The sequence below is a fragment of the Nonomuraea sp. NPDC049625 genome, from assembly GCF_040675285.1.
GTDB lineage: Bacteria > Actinomycetota > Actinomycetes > Streptosporangiales > Streptosporangiaceae > Nonomuraea > Nonomuraea angiospora_A.
This window is the reverse complement of record NZ_JBFAOQ010000024.1, coordinates 1-21,992: the sequence shown is the minus strand read 5'-3', so window position 1 is coordinate 21,992 and position 21,992 is coordinate 1. Positions and strand designations below refer to the sequence as shown.

Here is a 21,992-nt window from a genome sequence, read left to right as displayed (position 1 = left end):
AAGCGCGTGCGAGGGTCTGCGAGCGTCGTCGGGTTCACACGCCCGTGATGGTCCATTGGTTGTTGGTGCTGTTGTTCGGCGTCCACATGGCGACGGTGGAGCCGGCTGTGCTGTTGCCCATGCCGTCGAGGGCCGTGCCGGTGCCGCGGTTGATGATCTGGTAGCGGCCGTTGCCCGTGCTGTTGAGGCGCCACTGCTGGTTGTTGCCGCCGCCCCACGCCGCCTGCCTGGCGTTGGCTCCGTTGGCGGTGTTGCCCCAGCTGTCGGCGACCATGCCGTTGGTACGGTTGACGATGCGGTACCACCCGCCGCCCAGGTCCACGAGCTGCCACTGCAGGTTGGTGCTGCCGTCCCAGTTCCACTGCTTGAGGTTCGCCCCGGAGGCGACGTTCCCGCCGCTGTCCAGCGCCAGGCCGGTGGTCGCGTTGGTGATCCGCACGTAGGTCGCCGGCGGGGGGCCGCCGGACCCGGTCATGCGGTACGTACGACCGGCCTGGCCGGTCAGCCCGATGACGTCGTTCTCGGGTTTGGCGACGCTGACGGTGTCGCCGGTCGTGGTGTCGACCACCTGGTAGGTCCCGGCGAAGATCCGGCTGCGCACGTTGACCGTCCCGTCACGGTCGAACCTGATGAGGATCTCGGTGGCCCCGCCGGAGCTCCACGTCGCGTCCACGGTGTAGCCGCCGCGTCCTCGAAGACCCTGCGCCTTCCCGCTCGGCCAGGCCGCCGGGAGCGCCGGCAGGACGTGAAGCTCGCCGTTGTGGCTCTGCAGCAGCATCTCGGCGATGCCGGACGTCGCGCCGAAGTTGCCGTCGATCTGGAACGGCGGGTGCAGGTCGAACATGTTGGGCGCGAGCCGGGCCGTCGTCACGAGGGCGCGGATCAGGTCGTGCGCCCGCGTGCCCTCCTCCATCCGCGCCCAGTAGTTGATCTTCCATGCCAGCGACCAGCCCGTGCCGTCGTCACCGCGCAGTTCGAGGGTCCGCCGCGCGGCGGTGTACAGCGCGGGGGTGCCGCGCTTGGTGATCTGGTTGCTGGGGTGCAGGCCGTAGAGGTGGGAGATGTGCCGGTGGTTCTGCTCGGTCTCGACCCAGTCGTACAGCCATTCCTGGATGTTGCCACGTGAGCCGGTCTTCATCGGCGGGAGCCGGTCCCGGGCGGCGAGGACCTGCGTCCGGAAGCTCGCGTCCGTGCCCAGGAGCTCGCTCGCCTTGGCGCAGCCGTTGAACAGGTCCCGCAGGATCTGGTTGTCCATTGTTGGTCCGGCGCAGACGCTGACGCCCGCGTGGTGGGTCAGTTCCGGGGAGTTCGACGGGTTCGTGACCAGATATTTGAGGCTCGGTTCTTCCACGAGGGTCTCCAGGAAGAACTGCGCGGCCCCCTTCATGGCCGGGTAGTACTGCCGGAGGAAGTCGAGGTCGCCGGTGAAGAGGTAGTGGTCCCAGATCATGGTGGCCAGCCATGCGCCGCCGGTCTGCCACATGCCCCAGGTCGCGCCGTCGACGACCGAGCTGCCCCGCCACCCGTCGGTGTTGTGGTGGGTCACCCAGCCGCCGGCGTTGTACTGCACCCGGGCCGTGCGGGCGCCGCTGACCGTGAGGTCGTTGATCATCCTGAACACCGGCTCGTAGCACTCCGACAGGTTGGTCGTGTCGGCCGGCCAGTAGTTCATGGGCAGGTTGGCGTTGAGGGTGTACTTCGAGTCCCAGGACGGGGTCAGCGAGTCGTTCCAGATGCCCTGCAGGTTGGCGGGCTGGGTGCCCGGCCGCGAGGAGGAGATCAGCAGGTAGCGGCCGTACTGGAACAGCAGCGCCGAGAACTGCGGGTCGTTGCCGCTCGCGTGCTGCGCGATCCGCACGTCGGTCGGCTGGTCGGCCGCCGAGGTGCGGCCGAGGTCGAGCGTCGTGCGCCCGAACAGCCGCTGGTAATCGGCGGTGTGCCGGCCACGCAGGTCGTCGTAGGTCCGGCCGGCGGCGGCGTCGAGATGGCGCCGGGCGATGCCCTGGTAGTCGCCGCTGACGTCCTTGTAGTTCACGTAGCCGGAGCCGATGGAGATCAGCACCGTCACGCTGTTGGCGGACCTTACCTGCAGGGTGCCGCCGGAGCTGCTGACACTGCCGCCTTCGGCGACGGCCCGGGCCAGCGCCAGGAACTTGACCTTGCCGGCCAAGCCCCTCTGGTCGCCGGAGATGCCGTCGAGCGCCACCGTCGTGCCGTCCGGGCTGGACCGCGTCGTCCGCTGCGGGCTGCCGAACGTCGCGGAGAACGTGATCGAGCCGGGCTTGTCGGCGGTCAGGCGGACGGCGATCACCTGATCCGGCGCGCTCGCGAGCACCTCGCGCCGGTACCGTACGCCGTTCTGCAGGTACGTCACCGTCGTGGTGGCCGTGGTCAGGTCCAGGGAACGGTTGTACTCCGAAACCCCGGTGGCGCTGCCGAAGGTCAGTCGCAGGTCGCCCACGGGCTGGTAGGCCAGCTGAGCCGAAGGGTTGCCCAGCATGTTCTGGTCGACCAGGGTCTGGGCCTGGCTCCACTGGTTCTGGAAGACCAGCTGCCGGATCTGCCCCAGCGCCGCCGCGCCCTTCGTGTTGCTCTGGTCGTACGGGCCGCCGGCCCAGATGGTGTCCTCGTTGAGCTGCAGCCGCTCGGTGTCGACGTTGCCGAACACCATGGCGCCCAGGCGGCCGTTTCCGATCGGAAGCGCACGCAGCCACTCCGTGCCGGCGCTTTCGTCGTACCACAAGGCCAGATCGTTCGCGGCTCTCACCTCCGCAGGCGCCACCGACGCGGCCCGAGCCGCGGCCGTCCATGGTATGGGCAACAGCGCGCCTCCGGCTCCAACCGCGCCGAATCTCAGCACTTGTCTTCGCGATAAATCAGCCATTTCGGTTCTCCAAGCCCTTGGGGGTTTCGCGGGCGGTCGGCCTCCGTCGGGTACGAGCACGAGCCTCGCACCGGGCGTGCCCATGGCCATCGCCGGGGCGATGAGTCGTCCCGGCGATGGCGCATGGTCAGCTGTCACGGGCTGTCAGGCGCGGGCCCACTTCTGGTTGGTGGCGCCGGTGCAGGTCCAGATCTGCACCTTGGTGCCGTTGGCGGTGCCGTACCCGGACACGTCCAGGCACTTGTTCGCTCCCACCGCGGTGATGGTGCCGTCGGCGTTGAGGCGCCACTTCTGGTTGTTCTGGCCGTTGCAGTCCCAGATGATCACGGCGGTGCCGTCCGCCGTCCCGGCCCCGTTCACGTCCAGGCACTTGCCGCCGTAGACCCGCAGCTCACCGGAGCTGGTGGAGGCCCACTGCTGGTTGGCCTGGCCGTTGCAGTCCCAGATCTGCGTCTGCGCGCCGTTGGCCTGCGAGGCTCCGCTGACGTCCAGGCACCGCCCCGACCCCGCGCCCTTGAGCGCGCCCGCCGCCGGCGGATCAACCGTGGGGGTCGGTGTCGGGTTCGGGTCGCCGCCTCCGAACTGCGTGAAGAAGTTCCACACCACCGGCCTGGTCCAGGACTTCTCGCCGGGCTCGAAGTCGCCGGGCTTCCCGTCCACGGGACCGGGGGTGTGGCCGGCGTCGAACGCCGCCCACGCGACCGGATACCCCGCCCGGCACCCCGAGTAGGTGGTGACGACGTGCGTCAGGCTGCCCTGCGCCGGCTCCGGCGGGTTCTGGGGGGTGCAGCCGTTGTTCCTGACGAACCTGTCACGCAGCGACCGGCCCGCGGAGATGTTGAGCACCGGATCCCTGAGGCCGTGCAGCCCGATGTACGCGATGGGCTCGTTGCCGCCGCTGCACCCGCTGAGCTGCCCGCCGGAGTAGACCGCCACCGCGCGGAAGACCGTCGCCCGGACGCACGCGAGCGCGTAGCTCATGCCGCCGCCGTAGCTGAAGCCCATGGCGAAGCGCTGGGAGGTGTCCACACAGAGGTCCGCCTCGATCCGCCGGATCATGTCGTCGACGAAGGTGACGTCCTCACCGCCCGAGTTGGCCCAGCCGTTGTTGAAGCCCTGAGGCGCGACGAAGATGGCGGTGTTGTTCGACAACGCCCTGAGCCCGTAGTAGGACCAGGGGTACCCGCTGGTTCCGCCCCCGTCGACATCGTTGGCGGTCCCGCCATTCCAGTGGAATCCGAAGATCAACCGGTAGGGGTTATTGTTGTTGTAGTTGTCCGGAATTCTCAGAATGTAGCTGCGATTTTTCCCGCTGGTGGTAATCGACTGCGTACCGCTTCTCAGCGTCGGGGTCTTGCCGCATCCCGCGGTGCCCGCGAGGGCGCTCCGTTGTGCGAGAGACGGGGGCGCGCTGTCGCCCAGCGCCGTATGCACCGTGGCCAGGACGATGAGCAGTACAGCGGACGCGATAGCGGTGAAGAGGTACCTGAGCCTCGACATCACGCGAATTCCTTTGCCGTTCTTGGGGGTGAGAAACGTAAAAGGGAAGCCACTTCCACCACCTTTTCCGGAGGTGCGGGCGTTGGAAGTGTTAGCGCTCACTCAACGCCGCAGTAATGGGATCTCCTTTCTTCCTGGCGGCTGGAGGCGATGGTGCAGCGGAGCAAATATGACCGTGACAAGACCTGTCAAGGCTCGGCCTTCTCGACGTTGGGGGTCTGTGCCTGAGGCGACCCGTCGCTCCGGCGTCTGACCAGGAGAAGCGGCCGTGGCCGCCACTGACGTGCCGCGATGAAACTTTCACGGCCCTCGATCGAATCGGTTCCGAGGACGCGAACGGGTGCTAACGCCGCAGCCGCACGGGGTCGGCCGGTCCGCTGCGGCGGACGATCCAGGCCTCGGTGATGTGATTGAACATCGCCTCGGCGGCGCCCCCGGGATCGTGGGCGGCGATGCGTTCGTAGATGCGGCGGTGGCCGAGGTTCGACGCCACGCAGAGCGCCCGCTCGGTCCGGCCCAGGTATCGGGCGGTGTTGATGACCTGGCTTTCCAGCGCCCGTACGACGCCCCGGGCGATGCGGTTTTCCGACGCCTGCATGATCGTGTCGTGGAAGGCGCGGTCGCTTTCGGCGTACGTGACCGGGTCGTCCACGAGCTCGTCCATCCGATCCACCAATGCCCGCAGCTGCTCCACGGTGTCCGGCCCGGCCAGGCGGGCGGCGACGTTGGCCATGTCGGACTCCAGCACCCGCCGTGTGACGACGAGGTCGTCGAGGATCGCCAGGCTCTCTTCCTCGGCGATGGTCGCGGCGAGGACGAGCTCGTCGAGCATGTCCCACATCGTCGGCGGGGTCACCATGGTCCCGGAGCCCTGACGAACCCTCACCAGTCCCTTCTCCTGCAGGAGTTTCACCGCTTCCCGGACGACGGTGCGGCTCACGGAGAAGGCCTCGCAGAGCGCGGGCTCGGGGGGCAGCGATGTCCCCGGCGGGTGCACCCCGCGAACGATGCGCTCCACCAGCTCGGCTGTCACCGCTCTGGCGAGACTGGCAGGACGTCGCACCCAGGCCGGTGGCGTCGGGACGCTGCCAGGCGTTTCCTGCGATGTCGTCATAGACCCCTCCTGGCGCGCCACCGCGTCAGTATACGTGAGCCCTATTGACGTTATACGTCATACGAATTATGTTTGCGCCTGGTCCAGCGGTCCTCGGAAAGCGGGCAGCAATGAAGCAGCGAGCATTGTGGTCGGCCTTGATGGCCGCCGCGCTGGTCCTGGCCGGTTGCGGGAGCGCGGCCAGGACCCAGTCACCCTCCGGAAACTCGACGCAGAAGCAGCAGAAGATCGTGGTCTGGGACTGGAAGTCCGGTGAACCGGCCGCCGCGGCCTACATCGAGAAGGCCAAGGCCGACTTCGCCAAGCGGCATCCGGGAGTCACCGTCGAGTTCGTCTCCCAGCCGTTCGACCAGTACTACACCCTGCTCGGCACGGCCATCCAGTCCAGCAAGGGGCCCGACGTCATGCTCTTCAACGGGGGAGGGCAGATCCGCGACCGGGTCACCGCGCTCCTTCCGCTGGACCAGTACGTGGCCGAGGACAAGAGCCGGCTGGCGGGCTGGGACGCGTTCAGCAAGGACGGCAAGACCTACGCCGCACCGGTGACCCTGCAGGGGCACCCGATCTACTACAACAAGACGCTCTACGAGAAGGCCGGCCTCGACCCGGCGAACCCGCCCAAGACCTGGAACGAGTTCGTCAGCGGCTGCGCCGCCATCAAGAAGGCGACCGGGGCCACCTGCTTCGCGCTCGGCAACAAGGAAGGCGCCGGAATCCAGTTCTTCCTGTCGGGCCTCGGATCCGGCGTCCTGACGCCTCAGGAGTACGACGACTGGATCGCCGGGAAGCGCGACTGGACCTCTCCTCACGTGAGGCGGATCTTCGAGCTGTGGAAGGACGCCGGCGACAAGGGGCTGAACAACGACGGCGCCAACTCCACCGCGATGTTCACCGACATCTTCAGAGTCTTCGAGACCGGTAAGGCCGCGCACATCATCGGCCTGATGTCGGACATCGGGCACTGGAAGGATTTCGGCGAGTTCCTGCCGCCCGACAAGATCGGCGTCATGCGGGCTCCCGTCGTCACCGGCGGAGCCACTCCGAGTCTTCCGTACGACGGCGGCATCGGCTACGCGGTCGCCAAGTGGACGAAGGACCCCGCGCTGGCCGCCGATCTGGTGCGATCCCTGACCTCGACCGACGCCTTGACGGCGTTCTACTCGAAGGCCGGCGCGATCGCGTCCGACACGACGATCGACTTCTCGCAGGCCGGCCCGGCCGTCGCCACGATCGCGTCCGAGATCAAGACCGGCAAGCCCGCCCTGCACGTGGCGCTGTCCTCCAAGACCCTGGACCTGATGGGAAGACTGTCGCAGCAGCTCCTGAGTGGTTCGACCACCGTGGACAAGGCCGTGGAGCAGCTGGCCGCCTCCGACCGGGCGGGCTGACCGCGTGCCGATCGGAAGTCCGTCCCCGTTGGTCCGCCCGGCCGGCTCCGTGCCGGCCGGCGGAGGGACCGTCAAGCACCGGGGACGCCGCCGGGACGCCCGTAGGGGGCGCGCGGAGCGCCTCGCGCCCTACGTCCTGGTGGCCCCGGCCGTACTGATCATCGTGGTGCTGCGCCTGTGGCCGCTGGTCCTGGGGGTCAACTTCTCCTTCACGGGTGACGGCGAGCTCAACGGAACGCCGGTCGGCCTGGGCAACTACCTGGAGCTGGCCGGCGACCCGTTGTTCCGCACCTCGCTGCGCAACGTCGGGCTGCTGGTGCTGCTGCTTCCCGTGGCGGTGGCGATTCCGGGGCTGCTCGCGACCTTCATCTATCTGCGCGTGCCGGGTCACCGGGTCTACCGCAGCGTCTATTTCTTCCCGGCCGTGCTCTCGCCGGTGATCGTCGGTGCGATCTTCAACCTCATGCTCGGGTTCGACGGCCCGTTGAACGCCGTCCTCGGAGGGGTCGGCGTCGGCCCGGTCGACTGGCTCGGCGATCCGGGCATCGCCATGTTCACGGTTGTCGGCGTGCACGTATGGGCGACGTTCGGGATGGCCCTGGTGGTGTTCCTCGCCGGATTCAGCACCCTGGACGCCTCGCTGCTGGACGCCGCCCGCGTGGACGGCGCGTCGCTCCGCCAGATCATCTGGCACGTGATCATCCCGAGCCTGACGCGCACCATTCAGTTCGTCTTCGTGACCACGATGATCGGGATGCTGACATCCATGTTCGGCCTGCTCTTCGTCATGACCAGCGGAGGCCCGGAGGGATCGACCTACCTGCCGGAGTTCTACATCTGGCACCAGCAGGGACAGATGAACCGGCCTGCGCTCGCCTCGGCCGCCTCGACGGTTCTCTTCGTCGTCATGCTCGTGGTGGGGCTCCTGCAGATCACTCTGCTCCGCCGCACGGGGAGGCAGGACTGATGCCCGGCAGACGTCTGGCCAGGTGGGTGGCCGCTGTCCCCATGGCCGTCCTCGCGCTGGCGACGATCTATCCTCTCGTGTTCACCGCCAACGTCGCGATGAAGACCCGCCGCGACTACGTCCTCGACCGGTTCTCCCCGGCGGGTTCCCTGCGCTGGGACAACCTCGCCGAGGCGTGGGCCGGCGCCGGAATGGCGCGGTTCTTCGTCAACTCGTTCGTCGTCGTGGCATTCGCCGTGGCCCTGCTGCTGCTGTTCGGGTCGATGGCGGGCTTCGCGCTGAGTCAGCTGCGGTTTCGCGGTTCTTCGGTGATCTTCCTGGGCTGTCTCGCGGGGCTGTTCGTCCCGTTCCAGGTGATCATGGTGCCGCTCACCAGGGTCATGGCCGACAGCGGGCTCATCGACACCTATCCGGGACTGATCCTGGCCTACGTCGCGCAGTTCCTCCCGTTCACCGTCTTCCTGATGACGAGCCACTACAGGACCATTCCGGCGGAGATCGTCGACGCGGCCAGGATCGACGGGAACACGGTGTACGGCGTGTACCGGCGGATCATGCTCCCGCTGGGCGTTCCGGCGCTGCTGTCGGTCGGCATTCTCGACGCCTTGTTCTGCTGGAACGACGTGCTCATCTCCCTGCTCATGATGCCGTCGCCCGAGCATCGCACCCTCATGATCGGGGTCAACGCGCTGCGCGGACAGTATTCCGACGACATCCCCACCTTCGCCTCGGGGGTCCTGATCGCGGCGGTACCCGTGCTGATGATCTATCTGTTCCTCCAGCGCCAGATCGCCGACGGCGTCACCGCCGGTTCCACGAAGGGCTGACATGCGGATCACGGGGTATCGGACCACGACGACGGTCCAGGAATGGGGCCGTCCCGTCGGTGACGCCAACGGCGTCTTCGCCGACGGAGTGGTATCGGTGCCGCTCGTCATGGTGGACACCGACGAGGGGATCACCGGTATCGGCCTCGGGCCGCACGTGGAGATCGAGGCCGTCTTCGCCGCGATCGAGGGCGAGGATCCGCGCGGCGTGACGGCGCTCTACGACCGCATGCTGCGGCAGACCTTCAAGGCGGGCCACGCCGGCGCCGTGTTCGGAACGATCGGCGCGCTCGACACCGCTCTGTGGGACATCAAGGCACAGTTGGCCGGGGAACCGCTCTGGCGGTTGCTGGGCGGACGCGACCGGCGGGTGCCCGCCTACGCCTCAGGCCTCGACATCGGCCTGACCGACGACGAACTCGTCTCGGCTTACCAGCTCTATGCCGAGCGCGGTCTGCGCGCGGCCAAGATCAAGGGCGGCCTCGACATCGAACGCGACCGGCACCGCCTGACGCTGGTACGGGACGTCCTGACCGAGGCCGGGCACGGATCGCGGCCGGGCCTGATGCTCGACGTGAACGAGGCCTGGACCCGCAAGCAGGCGGTCCGGCACGTCTGCGAGCTCGAACGCACCCTGGACCTCACGTGGATCGAAGAGCCGGTCCGGCGATGGGACGCCGAAGGCCTGGCCGTGGTCGGCCGCGGGATCCGCGCCTCCGTCGCCACGGGGGAGAACCTCACCGGGCTCGAGCAGTTCCGTCCGCTGCTGGCCGCGGGGGCCGTCGACATCGTCCAGACGGCCGCGGTCTGGGGGGTGTCCCACTTCCTCCGGGTGTCCGCTCTGGCGCACGCCCATGAGCTGCCGGTCAGCCCGATCGGGACCACGCCGGTCGCGCTGCTGCACGCCGCGACGTCGGTGCCGAACCACCTGGCCAGCGAGTTGCAGGACCTGCACCCGCCACTCGGACTGTCGCTCGACCTGTACGTCGAGGACGGCGCGTTCATCCTCGGAGACTCGCCCGGTCTGGGCATCACGATCGACGAGCACGCGATAAACGCGTGCACCCGCAAGCCGAACGCCAGGGCCGCCGAGGGCCCCAACATCCGCCCGGAACCCGCCGGACGACGGCTGCTGGCGGTCAACGGCGACTTCCATCCGGCCACCGCCTCCCCTCATCGGGCGGAGTAGGTGGCCGGCGTTCGGTTTGCCGAGGGACCGGGTCAGCGGTAGCCGGCGGCGATGATGTTGGCCTGGACCGCGTTCTCCGTGGCGTCGGTGGGATAGCCGGCGACCATGGCTCCTTCGTAGAAGGTTCCGGCGCTGAGGTTGGCGCCGCCGTCAGGCTTGCAGCAGTCGCCGCCGCTGCCCAAGATGATGGCCCCCTGCTTCTTCATCGGGCTGTAGCCGTTGGGGAGCGATCCGTCGTACAGGGTGTACAGGCTGCCAGACTGCGCGTTGCTGCCCTTGATGGCGAATCGGCTGGTGCCGTTGTTCTTCAGCGTGGCGGTGACGAACTTGTGGGGGAAGGCCCGCTGGTTGGGGTTCCAGGACTGGCTGCCGCCGGGGTAGAGCCCCCATTCGAGGTCGGCCTGGACCCAGGGGCCGGTTCCCTGGCAGCCGCCGAACCAGCACTGGGTGCTGAAGTTGATGGCGTCCATGGCGCCGGCGGCGTCGGCCTTCCTGGTCGTCTCGCTGTTGCCGTAGTCGAAGCAGCAGCCGCCGTTGACGTGGGTGCCGCTGGTGACCATGTACATGCCCTCGGGTGCGCTGCCGGTGGGCACACCGGTCAGGTGGCCGTCCCGCCAGTAGCTGTTGCCGGGGTTGATGTAGAGCGAGTACGCCTTGCCGCCGCCGACGGTGAGCGACTCGGTGGTGGCGATCGCGGGCCTGCTCTGAGGGGAGCCGGGGACCACGCTGGATCCCTGGTACCACAGGTCGTTGCCCCGCCCGGACTGGTCGTACACGACGGTCATGACGCATGTGGCGCCGGTGCAGAACGAGTCCTGGGCCGCGGCGTCGGCGACACCGCCCGCGGTCAGCACGGCGATGTTCCTCGTCGTGTTGTCGGAGGAGCGCCTGACCTGGTAGAGGCTGCCGTTGTACGAGCCGTAGAGCGCCCGTGTCGTGCTGTGCGCGGCCACGCACGGCGTGCCGCCGGAGGCGTAGATGTCGCACGGGCGCGCGCCGGGCGGCGGCGGGGTCGGCGTCGGGGTGGGCTCGGCTCCGGTGGTCCATTTCTGGTTGGTGCCGCCATGGCAGGTCCAGATGTGCACCTTGGTGCCGTTGGCGGTGCCGTACCCGGAGACGTCCAGGCACTTGTTCGCGCCGACCGCGGTGATGGTGCCGTCGGCGTTGAGGCGCCATTTCTGGTTGTTCTGCCCGTTGCAGTCCCAGATGATCACGCTGGTGCCGTCGGCGGTGCCGGCGCCGTAGGCGTCCAGGCACTTGGTGCCGTACACCCGCAGCTCACCCGCGGCGGTCGACGTCCACTGCTGGCCGGGCTGGCCGTTGCAGTCCCAGATCTGCACCTGCGCGCCGTTCGTCTGCGAGGCGCCGCTGACGTCCAGGCACCGCCCCGACCCCACGCCGACCAGTGGCGTGGTCGCTGCGGAGGCCGGTGCCGACCAGGTCAGGGCGGTGGCCAAGAGGACTGCCAGCGCCGCCACCACGGCTGCGACGACGGCCGCCCGGGAGCCCGATAAGGGAACGGATGAAGGCTGCATGTCGTACTCCTTGGGGGTAGGGCGAGACGGAGACAGCCGCGCTCGGAGGCCGGTGCGAATCGATTCGCCACCATAGTGCGTTCACTCAGGAGGGGAGGCAGCGGTGTACAGCGAAGCACATACGACGGGTTGACCGCCTGTCAAGGCTCCGTCCTGTCCGGCGGCCTGCCGGAAGCCCCGCCCGGCGGCACTCGTGGTGGGGCTCGATGAAACGTTCATCCGCCGCAGGCTCGGCTGATCACGTCCGTCGGATTGCCGGCGGGGCGAACCGGTTCGGCCCGCCGGATCACTGGGATGAGAAAAGGCGCTGCTGGATCTCTCTCCGGTAGTCGTCGAGGGTGTTGTCGATGTGCGTGGCCGCGGCCTGGGCGGCCGCTTCCGGGTCGCCGGCGCGGATGGCCCGGTAGATGGCGTCGTGCTCCTCGACGGCCTTGGCGGCATGCCCGCCCACCGACCCGCTCAGCCCGATGAGGTTGGACTGCGCCTGCAGCCTGCGGGCCTCCCGCACCGCCACCTGGAGGAACATGTTGTGCGAGGCCGTGGCGATGGCGGTGTGAAAGGTGTCGTCGCCCTGGTTGAACAGGTCTTCTTGGCCGGTCTCGAAGCCGTGGCGGCACAGGCCGGCCGCCTCCTCGATGGCCCTCAGCTCCGCGGGGGTGGCGCGGCGGGCGGCCAGCCTGCTGGTCTCCATCTCCTGCACCCGGCGGAACTCGAACAGCATGTAGACGTGGTCGAGGTCGGTCGGGAGGAAGAAGGAGGCCCAGCGCCCGGTGCCGAACATCCCCTCGTCGTCGGCCACGTACAGGCCGCGGCCCTTCTGGGCGCGTACCCGTCCGAGCGCGGAGAGCAGCTTTACCGCTTCGCGTACCACCGTGCGGCTGGTGCCCAGTTGCCGGGCCAGCTCGATCTCGGTCGGCATACGGTCACCCGGACGCAGGCCGAGCCGGACGATCAACTCCAGCACCTGCTCGGCCGCCACCTCGTAGCCCGGCCGGTATCCGCTCTCGCGCGGGGTGTCGGTCACCGTGCTTCCTCCTCGCCGTTCCCTGCAAAGTATGACTGATGAGGGCGCCCTCCCAGGGCCTCAGGCGCTGGGGTCATGAGTACGACACATCTGAACGGTTCATATGAAACCGATCGGCGCGGGTGTGCGCGGCGCGGGAATTCATGCTGGTAAATGGCGCAAATCGGCTAACCATGGCCGGAGCCTTGGTGTGCAAATGGTGAAATAAGCGGGCTTAAGGTCTTGACGGACATCAATACTCACAACGTAATTAGAGGCGAAGACCCTCAGAAGGGCGTCACCTGCCCGAGCAGCAGGGCGTGACCTGGCCACACCCGTACCCCCCAAAGGAACCACCGTGCAGTCATCTTCGCCCGTCACGGCGCTGAGACCGTTCCTGATCGGCATCGTCGCGGCGCTGGCCGCGGCGTTCGCCCTCGTCGCCCCCGCCGCCCCGGCCCTCGCGGCCACCACGACCCTCTACGCGTCACCCACCGGCACCGGCACCGCCTGCACCTCCACCCAGCCGTGCTCGCTGTCCGCGGCGCAGACGGCGGTGCGTTCGCTGAACGGCGCCATGTCCGGGGACATCGTCGTCGAACTGGCCGACGGGGTGTACCGGCTGACCGCGCCGCTCCGGCTGACCGCCGCCGATTCCGGGAACAACGGCTACACCGTCAAATGGCAGGCCGCGGCGGGCGCCCGTCCCGCCATCAGCGGAGCCAAGGCGGTCACCGGATGGACCGTGGCCGATTCGGGGAAGAACATCTGGCGCGCCGACGTCGGCACGGGGATCGACACCCGGCAGCTGTACGTCAACGGCGCCGTCGCCACGCGGGCGCGCACGACCGTGAACCGGTCCGACTTCACCGCCACCACCACCGGTCTGAGGTTCGGCAACAGCGCCCTGAGCTATCTGAACAACCTCGCCAACCAGAACCGGGTCGAGATGGAGAGCGTGGGCTCGTTCACGGACCGCTACGTGACGGTGCAGGGCATCAGCGGGAACTTCATCACGATGCAGCAGCCCGGCTGGAACAACAACACCTTCGGGTACGACACCTTCACGCAGCCGCACCGGGCGGGTCCGCTGTACCTGGAGAACGCCTACGAGTTCCTGGACGCGCCGGGGGAGTGGTACATCAACCCCGGCACCGGCGTCCTGTACTACATCCCGGCTGCCGGGCAGAACATGAGCAACATCAGCGTCGAGCTCCCGATTCTCCAGTCCCTGGTGAACGTCGGGGGCACCTACGACGCGCCCGCGCACCACATCACGTTCAGCGGGATCACGTTCTCCGGCACGACCTGGCTCGGGCCCAGCGGCAACCAGGGCTACGCGGACCAGCAGACCGGCGCCTACATCGCGGGCAACTGGAACTGGCCCGCCGACAGGCTGACCTCCTGCCAGGAGGGGTGCCAGCAGTTCGAGGCCGCGCGGCCGAACTGGCAGCAGATGCCGGCAGCCGTGCAGGTGTCCGCGGCCGGCAACATCACCTTCACCGACTCCCGGTTCGTCAACCTCGGCCAGACGGCCGTGGGCATCGGCAACGACGCCAACGCGCACGCCAGCGGCGTCGGCCTGGGCGCCGGCGACATCACGGTCACCCGGTCCGAGATCGCCCAGAGCTCGGCCGGCGGCATCGTGGTGGGCGGCGTGCGCGCCGACGCGCACCACCCCAGTGACCAGCGGATGGTCAACCGGAACATCACCGTCAGCAACAACCGCATCCACGACCTCGGCCTGGACTACCGGGGCATCGTCTCGGTCCTGACCACCTACGTCACCAACACCGACGTGTCACACAACGAGGTCTACAACCTGCCGTACACCGGCATGTCGATCGGGTACGGCTGGGGCGCCAACGAGCCGGGCGGCAGCAACCAGTACGCCAACCGCGGCCTGTACAACTACCAGCCGCGTTACACCACTCCCACCACCGCGTCAGGCAACAAGCTCATCGGCAACTACGTGCATGACGTCATGCAGCAGATGACCGACGGGGGCTGTATCTACACGCTGTCGTGGAACCCGAACGCGGTGATCAGCGGCAACCACTGCCTGCGGACCAACGGCTGGTTCGGGATCTACTTCGACGAGGGCTCCAAGTACTACAGCGTCACCGGCAACGTGCTCTCGAACACCGGCACCTGGGCCACCGCCAACTACTGGGGCGGCGAGAACATGGGGAACTTCACCGTCACCGGCAACTGGTCGACCAACGGCAGCACCAACGTGACCAACGGCGACCGCGGCAATGTGGTGAACAACAACGTCACCGTCACCAACGGCGCCTGGCCCGCGGGCGCCCAGGCCGTGATGGCGTCCGCCGGGCCCCAGGGCCAGCCTTCGGGGAGCACGAGTGCGTTCAAGGGTGCGGGGTCGGGGCGGTGCCTGGACATCAGCGGAGCCTCGCAGGCCAACGGCGCGCAGGCGCAGATCTGGGACTGCAACGGGCAGCCGAACCAGCAGTGGACCTCCACCAGCTCCGGTGAGCTGCGGGTCTACGGCGCCAAGTGCCTGGACGTGAACGGGGCCGGGACGGCGGACGGCACCGCCGTGATCATCTGGGACTGCAACGGGCAGAACAACCAGAAGTGGCGCCTCAACGCCGACGGCACCATCACCGCGGTGGGAGCGAACAAGTGCCTGGACGTGTCCGGGTACGGCACCGCCAACGGCACCAAGGTGCAGATCTGGACCTGCACCGGCGCCACCAACCAGAAGTGGACCCGCGCCTGACGACGCCCCCACCCTCGAGGGCGGGAAGCGTGCCCTCCTTGCTCGAATCGCTTCGATAGTGGAGGAACACTCATGCCCCGACGTCCGTGGCTCACCTTACTGACCACGATGGCGCTGATCACTCCCGGAGCACTCACGCTCGACGCCTCCCCGGCGAACGCCCTCGCCATCCCGGCGGCCGACTACCAGCAGGTGTCGCTCGCGTCGGGAGGTGCCGAGCTGGGTGAGGCGATGTCGCTGGCCGTGATGCCGAACCGGTCGGTGGTGCACACGGCGCGCGACGGCACGGTGCGCGTCACCGATGTCAGCGGCAACACGAAGGTGGCCGGCAGGCTCAACGTCTACAGCCACGACGAGGAGGGCCTGCAGGGTGTGGCGGTGGACCCCGACTTCGCGTCCAACCGGTACCTCTGGCTCTACTACTCGCCGCGGCTGAGCACGCCGAACGGCGATGCGCCGACCAACGGCTCGCAGGCGCAGTTCGACCAGTGGAAGGGCGAGCTGCACCTGTCCCGGTTCGTCCTCAAGCCGGACGACACGCTCGACCTGGCCAGCGAGAAGGTGGTCCTGCGGGTCCAGAACGACCGCGGCCAGTGCTGTCACGTGGGCGGGGACCTCGACTTCGACGCCGCCGGAAACCTCTATCTGACCACCGGCGACGACAGCAACCCCTTCGAGTCCAGCGGCTACTCCCCGCTGGACGAGCGGACCGACCGCAACCCGCAGTTCGACGCCCAGCGCTCGGCCGGCAACACCAACGACCTGCGCGGCAAGCTCCTGCGCATCAAGCCGCAGCCCGACGGCACCTACACGATTCCCAGCGGCAACCTGTTCCCGCCGGGGACGGCGAAGACCCGGCCGGAGATCTACGCGATGGGCTTCCGCAACCCGTTCCGGATGAGCGTGGACAAGGCGACCGGCATCGTCTACCTCGGCGACTACGGGCCGGACGCGGGGGTGACCAACTCCAACAGAGGGCCGAGCGGGCAGGTGGAGTTCGACCGCATCACCGGTCCGGGCAACTACGGATGGCCGTACTGCACGGGCACGAACACCACCAGCGAGACCTACAACGAATGGAACTTCGCCACCAACAGCACCGGGCCGAAGTACAACTGCGCGGGCGGCCCGACCAACAACTCCTTCCGTAACACCGGCCTGACCACGCTGCCTGCGGCGAAGCCGGCGTGGATCAGGTACGCGGGGGACGCCGGAAGCCCGCCGGAGTTCGGCTCCGGGTCGGAGTCGCCGATGGGCGGTCCGGTCTACCGTTACGACCCCAACCTGAACTCGGCCGTCAAGTTCCCCCAGGCGCTCGACGGGCGGTATTTCGCCGGTGAGTACGGCCGGCGCTGGATCAAGGCGATCGAGGTCAAGGCGGACGGCGCCTACGGGGAGATCTCGGCGTTCCCCTGGACGGGGACGCAGGTGATGGACATGGCCTTCGGGCCTGACGGGGCCCTGTACGTCCTCGACTACGGCGACGGCAACAACAACCAGGCGCTGTATCGCATCGAGTACATCGGCAGTGCCAACCGCAACCCGATCGCCAAGGCGTCCGCCGACAAGACGTCGGGACCCGCTCCGCTGACGGTGAACTTCTCCTCGGCGGGCAGCTCCGACCCGGAGGGCGGCGCGCTGACGTACTCGTGGAACTTCGGCGACGGCACCACCTCCACGGCGGCGAATCCGAGCAAGACCTACACCACGAACGGCGCCTACACGGCGACGCTCACGGTCCGGGACCCGCAGGGTCTCACCGGCACGGCGAGCGTGATCGTGAACGTCGGCAACACCGCGCCGACGGTCACCCTCAACACCCCCGCCGACGGGCAGCTGTTCTCCTTCGGCGACACCGTGCCCTTCCAGGTCACCGTCACCGACCCGGAGGACGGCACGATCGACTGCGCCGGGGTCACCGTCGCCTACTTCCTCGGCCACGACAGCCACCGCCACCAGATCACCTCCAAGACCGGCTGCTCGGGCTCCATCTCGGTGCCGGTGGACGGTGAGCATGACGCCGCGGCCAACATCTACGGCGTCTTCGTGGCCTCCTACACCGACAAGGGCGGTCTGACCTCCACCAGCGACCGTACGCTCCAGCCGCGGCACCGGCAGGCCGAGCACTTCGGCGCCCAGCAGGGCATCCAGACGGCCGACCACGCCACCGCGGAAGGCGGCAAGACGGTCGGCTTCACCGACGACGGCGACTGGATCTCCTTCCAGCCGTACAACCTGGGCAACGCGACGAGGATCACCGCCCGGGTCTCCTCGGCCGGCGCGGGCGGCCGGATCGAGGTGCGCGCGGGCTCGGCGACGGGCACACTGCTGGGAACGGTGAACGTGGCGAGCACCGGCAGCTGGGACACCTTCGCCGACGTCTCGGCGAACCTCAGCGGCGCGCCGGCCGGCACCACGACGCTCTATCTGGTCTTCCGCGGCCCGACCGGACAGGGCTACCTGTTCGACGTGGACGCCTTCACTCTCGACACCGGCACCCCGCCCTCGGGGAGCACGAGCGCGTTCAAGGGTGTGGGGTCCGGTCGGTGCCTGGATGTCAGCGGAGCCTCGCAGGCCAACGGCGCGCAGGCGCAGATCTGGGACTGCAACGGGCAGTCGAACCAGCAGTGGACGTCGACCGCTGCGGGTGAGCTGAGGGTTTATGGCGGTAAGTGCCTGGATGTGAGCGGGGCCGGGACGGCGGACGGTGCCGCGGTGATCATCTGGGACTGCAACGGGCAGAACAATCAGAAGTGGCGGCTCAACGCCGACGGCACGGTCACGGCGGTGGGGGCGAACAAGTGCCTGGACGTCAACGGCACCGCCAACGGCACCAAGATGCGCATCTGGACCTGCACCGGAGGAACCAACCAGCGCTGGACCCGCGTCTGAAAGGACACCCCATGCTGCGACATCTCACCCCCGCCGCGCTCGGGCGCATCGCGGGGAGCGACCGGAGGACATCTGTGCTGCGACGCCTGTCAATGACGGCGGTGGCGATCACCGCCGCCGCGACGGTGATCCCCGCCATCCCCGCCCAGGCCGCCGCCTTCAAGGTGCTGGTGTTCTCCAAGACGGCCGCGTTCCGGCACGACTCGATCCCCAACGGGATCCAGGCCATCCGCGACCTGGGGGCCGCCAACGACTTCGCCGTCGACGCCACCGAGGACGCGAACGCCTTCAGCACGGCCAACCTGGCCCAGTACAAGGCGGTGGTGTTCCTCAGCACCACCGGTGACGTGCTGAACGACAACCAGCAGGCCGCCTTCCAGACGTACGTGGACGGCGGGGGCGGTTACGTGGGAGTGCATTCGGCGGCGGACACCGAGTACAACTGGGCCTACTACGGGCAGCTGATGGGGGCCTGGTTCAACAACCACCCGGCGATCCAGCAGGCCACCGTGCGGAACGAGGACCGGGCGCACGCCGCGACCGCCCACCTGGGGGCGACCTGGTCACGTACCGACGAGTGGTACAACTACCGCACCAACCCCCGACCGAACGTCCGGGTGCTGCAGAGCCTGGACGAGGGCAGCTACAGCGGCGGAGGCATGGGCGATCACCCGATCACCTGGTGCCACCCCCAGTCCTCCGGCCGCGCGTTCTACACCGGCCTGGGCCACACCAAGGAGTCGTACGCCGATCCGAACTTCCGCACGCTGCTGCTCGGCGGAATCCGGTACGCGGCCAAGGCCACCAACGCCGACTGCCGCCCGGAGACCGGGTACACGACGTTGTACAACGGCTCGACGACGGGCTGGTCGCAGGCCGGGCCAGGGTCGTTCGCCAACAGCGACGCCACGCTGACCTCCCAGGGCGGCATGGGCATGCTGTGGTACAACGCCAAGGAGTTCCGCTCCTACTCCGTCAAGCTCGACTGGAAGATGACCGGCGACTCCAACTCCGGCGTGATCGTCGGTTTCCCGGCCACCAGCGACCCCGACGCGGCGCTCAACACCGGATATGAGGTGCAGATCGACGCGACCGACACTTCTGACAAGACGACCGGGGCGATCTACGGGTTCAAGGCCGCCGACATCGCCGCCCGCGACGCGGCGCTGAACCCGCCGGGTCAGTGGAACACCTATGAGCTGCTGGTGGAGGGTGAGCGGCTGCAGGTGTTCCTGAACGGCACCAAGATCAATGATTTCACCAACACCGATCCGGTCCGCTCGCTCCAGCAGGGCTACGTCGGCATCCAGAACCACGGGTCCGGCGACGTGGTGTCGTTCCGCAACATCCGCGTCAAGGAACTGACCAGCACACCGGGCGGTACGGGCGCGCTCAAGGGTGTGGGGTCCGGTCGGTGCCTGGATGTCAGCGGAGCCTCGCAGGCCAACGGCGCGCAGGCGCAGATCTGGGACTGTAACGGGCAGTCGAACCAGCAGTGGACGTCGACCGCCGCGGGTGAGCTGCGGGTTTATGGCGGTAAGTGCCTGGATGTGAGCGGGGCCGGGACGGCGGACGGTGCCTCGGTGATCATCTGGGACTGCAACGGGCAGAACAATCAGAAGTGGCGCCTCAACGCCGACGGCACGATCACGGCGGTGGGGGCGAACAAGTGCCTGGACGTCAACGGCACCGCCAACGGCACCAAGATGCGCATCTGGACCTGCACTGGAGGAACCAACCAGCGCTGGACCCGCGTCTGAGGCCACCCGTCCACACCCTCGCGCGGCCCCCGACGGGCCGCGCGAGCCACAGGGACGCGGCGATCAACGAGTGGCCGTGGTCACGACACCTGGGTGCCGAACACGGTGTTGTGGCGCAGCTGTTCGGCACACCACCGGAAGTGCCCGTCCTCGTCGCCCATGCCGAACAGATCGTAGGTGGTGAGGGCGTATACGGCCTGGTAGGCGAGGAGGGCAGCGGGCGCGTAGCCGAGTTCTCGCGCGAAGAACCGGGTGAGCTCCGCGGTGTGCTCCTCGGCGTACGGGCCGTACATGTCCCAGACGGCCGCGGTGACGGCCGCCTCGAAGGCCGGATCGCCCGCGGTCGTGTAGAAGCCGAAGTCCAGGACGGCGACGGGCCGGCCGGCGGCGTCGGTGTGGATGTTGGGCGGCACGAGGTCACCGTGGATCGCCGTGACAGGAGCATCGGGAAGCGACCGCAGGGCGTCCAGCGTGCGTTCGACCCCCGCGCTGAAGTCCGGCACATGCACAGCCAGCGCGGAGCCGTGCCGGGCCGCGGCTCGAACGACCAGGGCCGCGAGCGCGTCCTGGAAGCGGTCGTGCCCCTGCCACAGCGGACGGTCGTCGCCCTGGACGGTGAGCCGGCGCATGGCGTCGGTACCCGGCACCGAGGCGAGGCCGCGCAGGACGGTGAGCAGCGCGTCCCCGTGATGAGCGGGCAGCTTGTGCGCAAAGTCGCCCCGCATCGGGACGCCCGGCAGCTCACGCTCGTACGTCACCACGACACCCTCGTGCTCCTGGACCTGGAGGATCTCCGGGGTGGCGAATGGCAGCCGGTGTCGCGCGATGTCCGCGTACACCTGGCGGGTGAGTTCGGTCGGCGGCCGGCCGGTCCACACCTTGGCGACCTGGCCGTCGCCCAGCCTGTAGACGACGCCTTCGACGCCGGCACCGAGACGGCGGGCTCCTGGGTGTCCGCGCTCGGCGAAGTATCCCGGCCACGGATCGGCGGCGCGGGCCTCCCCGGCTTTCAGCGAGATCTCCATCTGCGCATTAGACCAGCAGCTGTACCGGGCCTACCAGGCATTTTCGAGGTGCGCGGTCAGCGGACTCGCCGGGCCAGGCGGGCCAGGAGTTCCTTGACCTCGGTCGCGTCGTAGCGGTCGCGGTCGAAGGGGCCGATGAGCAGGGGGCCGTCGTCGGGGCTGTCGGGCAGGCGGCCGTGGCTGCCCCGCACCGGTGCCGGGTCGAGTGGCACCACCGGCATCGTGTAGCGGAAGCCCAGTTTCTTCCTGGCCAGTGCGGTGGCGGCGCGGAGTTTGACGAAGGGGTCACGTGGGTTCATGAACAGTTCGGCGGGGTCGTAGCCGGGTTTGCGGTGGATGTCTACGAGCCTGGCGAAGTCGGGGGCGCGGTCGTCGGTGAGCCAGTAGTAGTAGGTGAACCAGGCGTCGGGTTCGGCGATGGCGACGAGTTCGCCGGCGCGTTCGTGGTCGAGCCCGTACTTGGCCTTTCCTGCCTGGTCGAGTACCTCGTCCACGCCGGTCAGTTCGGTGATGACGGTGCGGGTGCGGTCGAGGTCGGCGGGGTCGCGGACGTAGACGTGGGCTACCTGGTGGTCGGCGACGGCGAAGGCCCTGGACGTCCACGGGTCGAGGTATTCCATCCCGGCCTGGGTGTGGACTTCCAGGAGCCCGGCGGCGCGCAGCGCCCGGTTGATGTCGATGGGGCGGGATGCGGGGGTGATGCCGTATTCCGAGAGCACGACCACCTCGGCGTCCTCGGCGAGCAGCGGAGCGAGCGCGGTGTCGACGGCGCGGGCCGCCGCGATCGCTTCGGGGCCGGCGGGGCCGTGCCGCTGGAGGTCGTAGTCGAGGTGTGGGATGTAGATGAGCAGCAGGTCGGGGTGTTCGCGGGTCAGGATGTGGCGGGCCGCGGCGATGATCCATTCGGAGGAGGTGATTCCTGCGGTTGGGCCCCAGTAGGTGAACAGGGGGAACGGCCCGAGGGCGGCCTCGAGGTCGTCGTGGAGTGAGGGTGGGCGGGTGTAGCAGTCGGGGTCCTTGCGGCCGTCGGCGTGGTAGATGGGGCGGGGGGTGATGAGCAGGTCGGTGGCCGCGCCCATCGCGTACCACCAGCAGACGTTGGCGGTGCGCAGGCCGGGTATGGCGGTCCACAGTTGGTCGCCCTGGATGAGTGCGTTGTGCTGGC

At 68.5% G+C, this 21,992-nt stretch carries 14 protein-coding genes; 7 read left to right on the top strand and 7 right to left on the bottom strand.

Features of this window, described 5'->3' with window-relative positions; all coding sequences use genetic code 11:
- Positions 1–34: 34 nt before the first annotated feature.
- The 3 genes from AB0J87_RS56590 to AB0J87_RS56580 form a co-directional block, all read right to left on the bottom strand.
- Positions 35–2,743: a glycoside hydrolase N-terminal domain-containing protein gene (locus AB0J87_RS56590; RefSeq protein ID WP_363982915.1), complete on the bottom strand. Its 2,709-nt coding sequence runs from the start codon at positions 2,741–2,743 to the stop codon at positions 35–37.
- Between the two features lie 285 nt (positions 2,744–3,028).
- On the bottom strand, positions 3,029–4,384 hold the full coding sequence (locus AB0J87_RS56585) for a lectin (RefSeq protein WP_363982912.1): 1,356 nt from the start codon (positions 4,382–4,384) through the stop codon (positions 3,029–3,031).
- Between the two features lie 343 nt (positions 4,385–4,727).
- Positions 4,728–5,498, bottom strand: a complete 771-nt coding sequence (locus AB0J87_RS56580) for a FadR/GntR family transcriptional regulator (protein ID WP_363982909.1) — start codon at positions 5,496–5,498, stop codon at positions 4,728–4,730.
- Positions 5,499–5,608: 110 nt separating this feature from the next.
- On the opposite strand from AB0J87_RS56580, the gene AB0J87_RS56575 reads away from it, so the two are divergent.
- From AB0J87_RS56575 to AB0J87_RS56560, 4 genes are read left to right on the top strand one after another with little or no spacing between them, the layout of a single operon-like run.
- Complete coding sequence (locus AB0J87_RS56575; protein WP_363982906.1) at positions 5,609–6,886, top strand: extracellular solute-binding protein; 1,278 nt, start codon at positions 5,609–5,611, stop codon at positions 6,884–6,886.
- Between the two features lie 4 nt (positions 6,887–6,890).
- Positions 6,891–7,853: a sugar ABC transporter permease gene (locus AB0J87_RS56570; protein WP_363982903.1), complete on the top strand. Its 963-nt coding sequence runs from the start codon at positions 6,891–6,893 to the stop codon at positions 7,851–7,853.
- Complete coding sequence (locus AB0J87_RS56565; protein WP_363982900.1) at positions 7,853–8,680, top strand: carbohydrate ABC transporter permease; 828 nt, start codon at positions 7,853–7,855, stop codon at positions 8,678–8,680. Before AB0J87_RS56570 ends, AB0J87_RS56565 begins: the two co-directional genes overlap by 1 nt.
- 1 nt (position 8,681) lies before the next feature.
- Entirely contained in the window at positions 8,682–9,869 is a 1,188-nt protein-coding gene (locus tag AB0J87_RS56560; RefSeq protein ID WP_363982898.1) for a mandelate racemase/muconate lactonizing enzyme family protein, read from the top strand.
- A 32-nt stretch (positions 9,870–9,901) separates the two neighbouring features.
- On the opposite strand, the gene AB0J87_RS56555 is transcribed toward AB0J87_RS56560, so the two are convergent.
- Positions 9,902–11,404 carry an arabinofuranosidase catalytic domain-containing protein gene (locus AB0J87_RS56555; RefSeq protein ID WP_363982894.1) on the bottom strand — a complete coding sequence of 501 codons (1,503 nt, stop codon included), beginning with the start codon at positions 11,402–11,404 and terminating at the stop codon, positions 9,902–9,904.
- Between the two features lie 286 nt (positions 11,405–11,690).
- On the bottom strand, positions 11,691–12,428 hold the full coding sequence (locus tag AB0J87_RS56550) for a FadR/GntR family transcriptional regulator (RefSeq protein ID WP_350743100.1): 738 nt from the start codon (positions 12,426–12,428) through the stop codon (positions 11,691–11,693).
- 337 nt (positions 12,429–12,765) lie between these two features.
- Between AB0J87_RS56550 and AB0J87_RS56545 the strand changes: the two genes are divergently transcribed.
- From AB0J87_RS56545 to AB0J87_RS56535, 3 genes are all read left to right on the top strand, one after another.
- The gene (locus AB0J87_RS56545; protein WP_363982890.1) at positions 12,766–15,150 is read left to right on the top strand and encodes an RICIN domain-containing protein; all 2,385 of its coding nucleotides are present in this window, start codon (positions 12,766–12,768) and stop codon (positions 15,148–15,150) included.
- A 72-nt stretch (positions 15,151–15,222) separates the two neighbouring features.
- On the top strand, positions 15,223–18,042 hold the full coding sequence (locus AB0J87_RS56540) for a carbohydrate-binding protein (protein ID WP_363982887.1): 2,820 nt from the start codon (positions 15,223–15,225) through the stop codon (positions 18,040–18,042).
- A gap of 11 nt (positions 18,043–18,053) precedes the next feature.
- Positions 18,054–19,802: a ThuA domain-containing protein gene (locus AB0J87_RS56535; protein ID WP_363982884.1), complete on the top strand. Its 1,749-nt coding sequence runs from the start codon at positions 18,054–18,056 to the stop codon at positions 19,800–19,802.
- Positions 19,803–19,882: 80 nt separating this feature from the next.
- On the opposite strand, the gene AB0J87_RS56530 is transcribed toward AB0J87_RS56535, so the two are convergent.
- A complete protein-coding gene (locus tag AB0J87_RS56530) occupies positions 19,883–20,827 on the bottom strand; it encodes an aminoglycoside phosphotransferase family protein (RefSeq protein ID WP_363982881.1) in 945 nt (314 codons plus the stop codon).
- A gap of 56 nt (positions 20,828–20,883) precedes the next feature.
- Positions 20,884–21,992 (bottom strand): nucleotide pyrophosphatase/phosphodiesterase family protein (locus AB0J87_RS56525; RefSeq protein WP_363982878.1); only part of this gene is annotated, 1,109 nt, incomplete at its 5' end.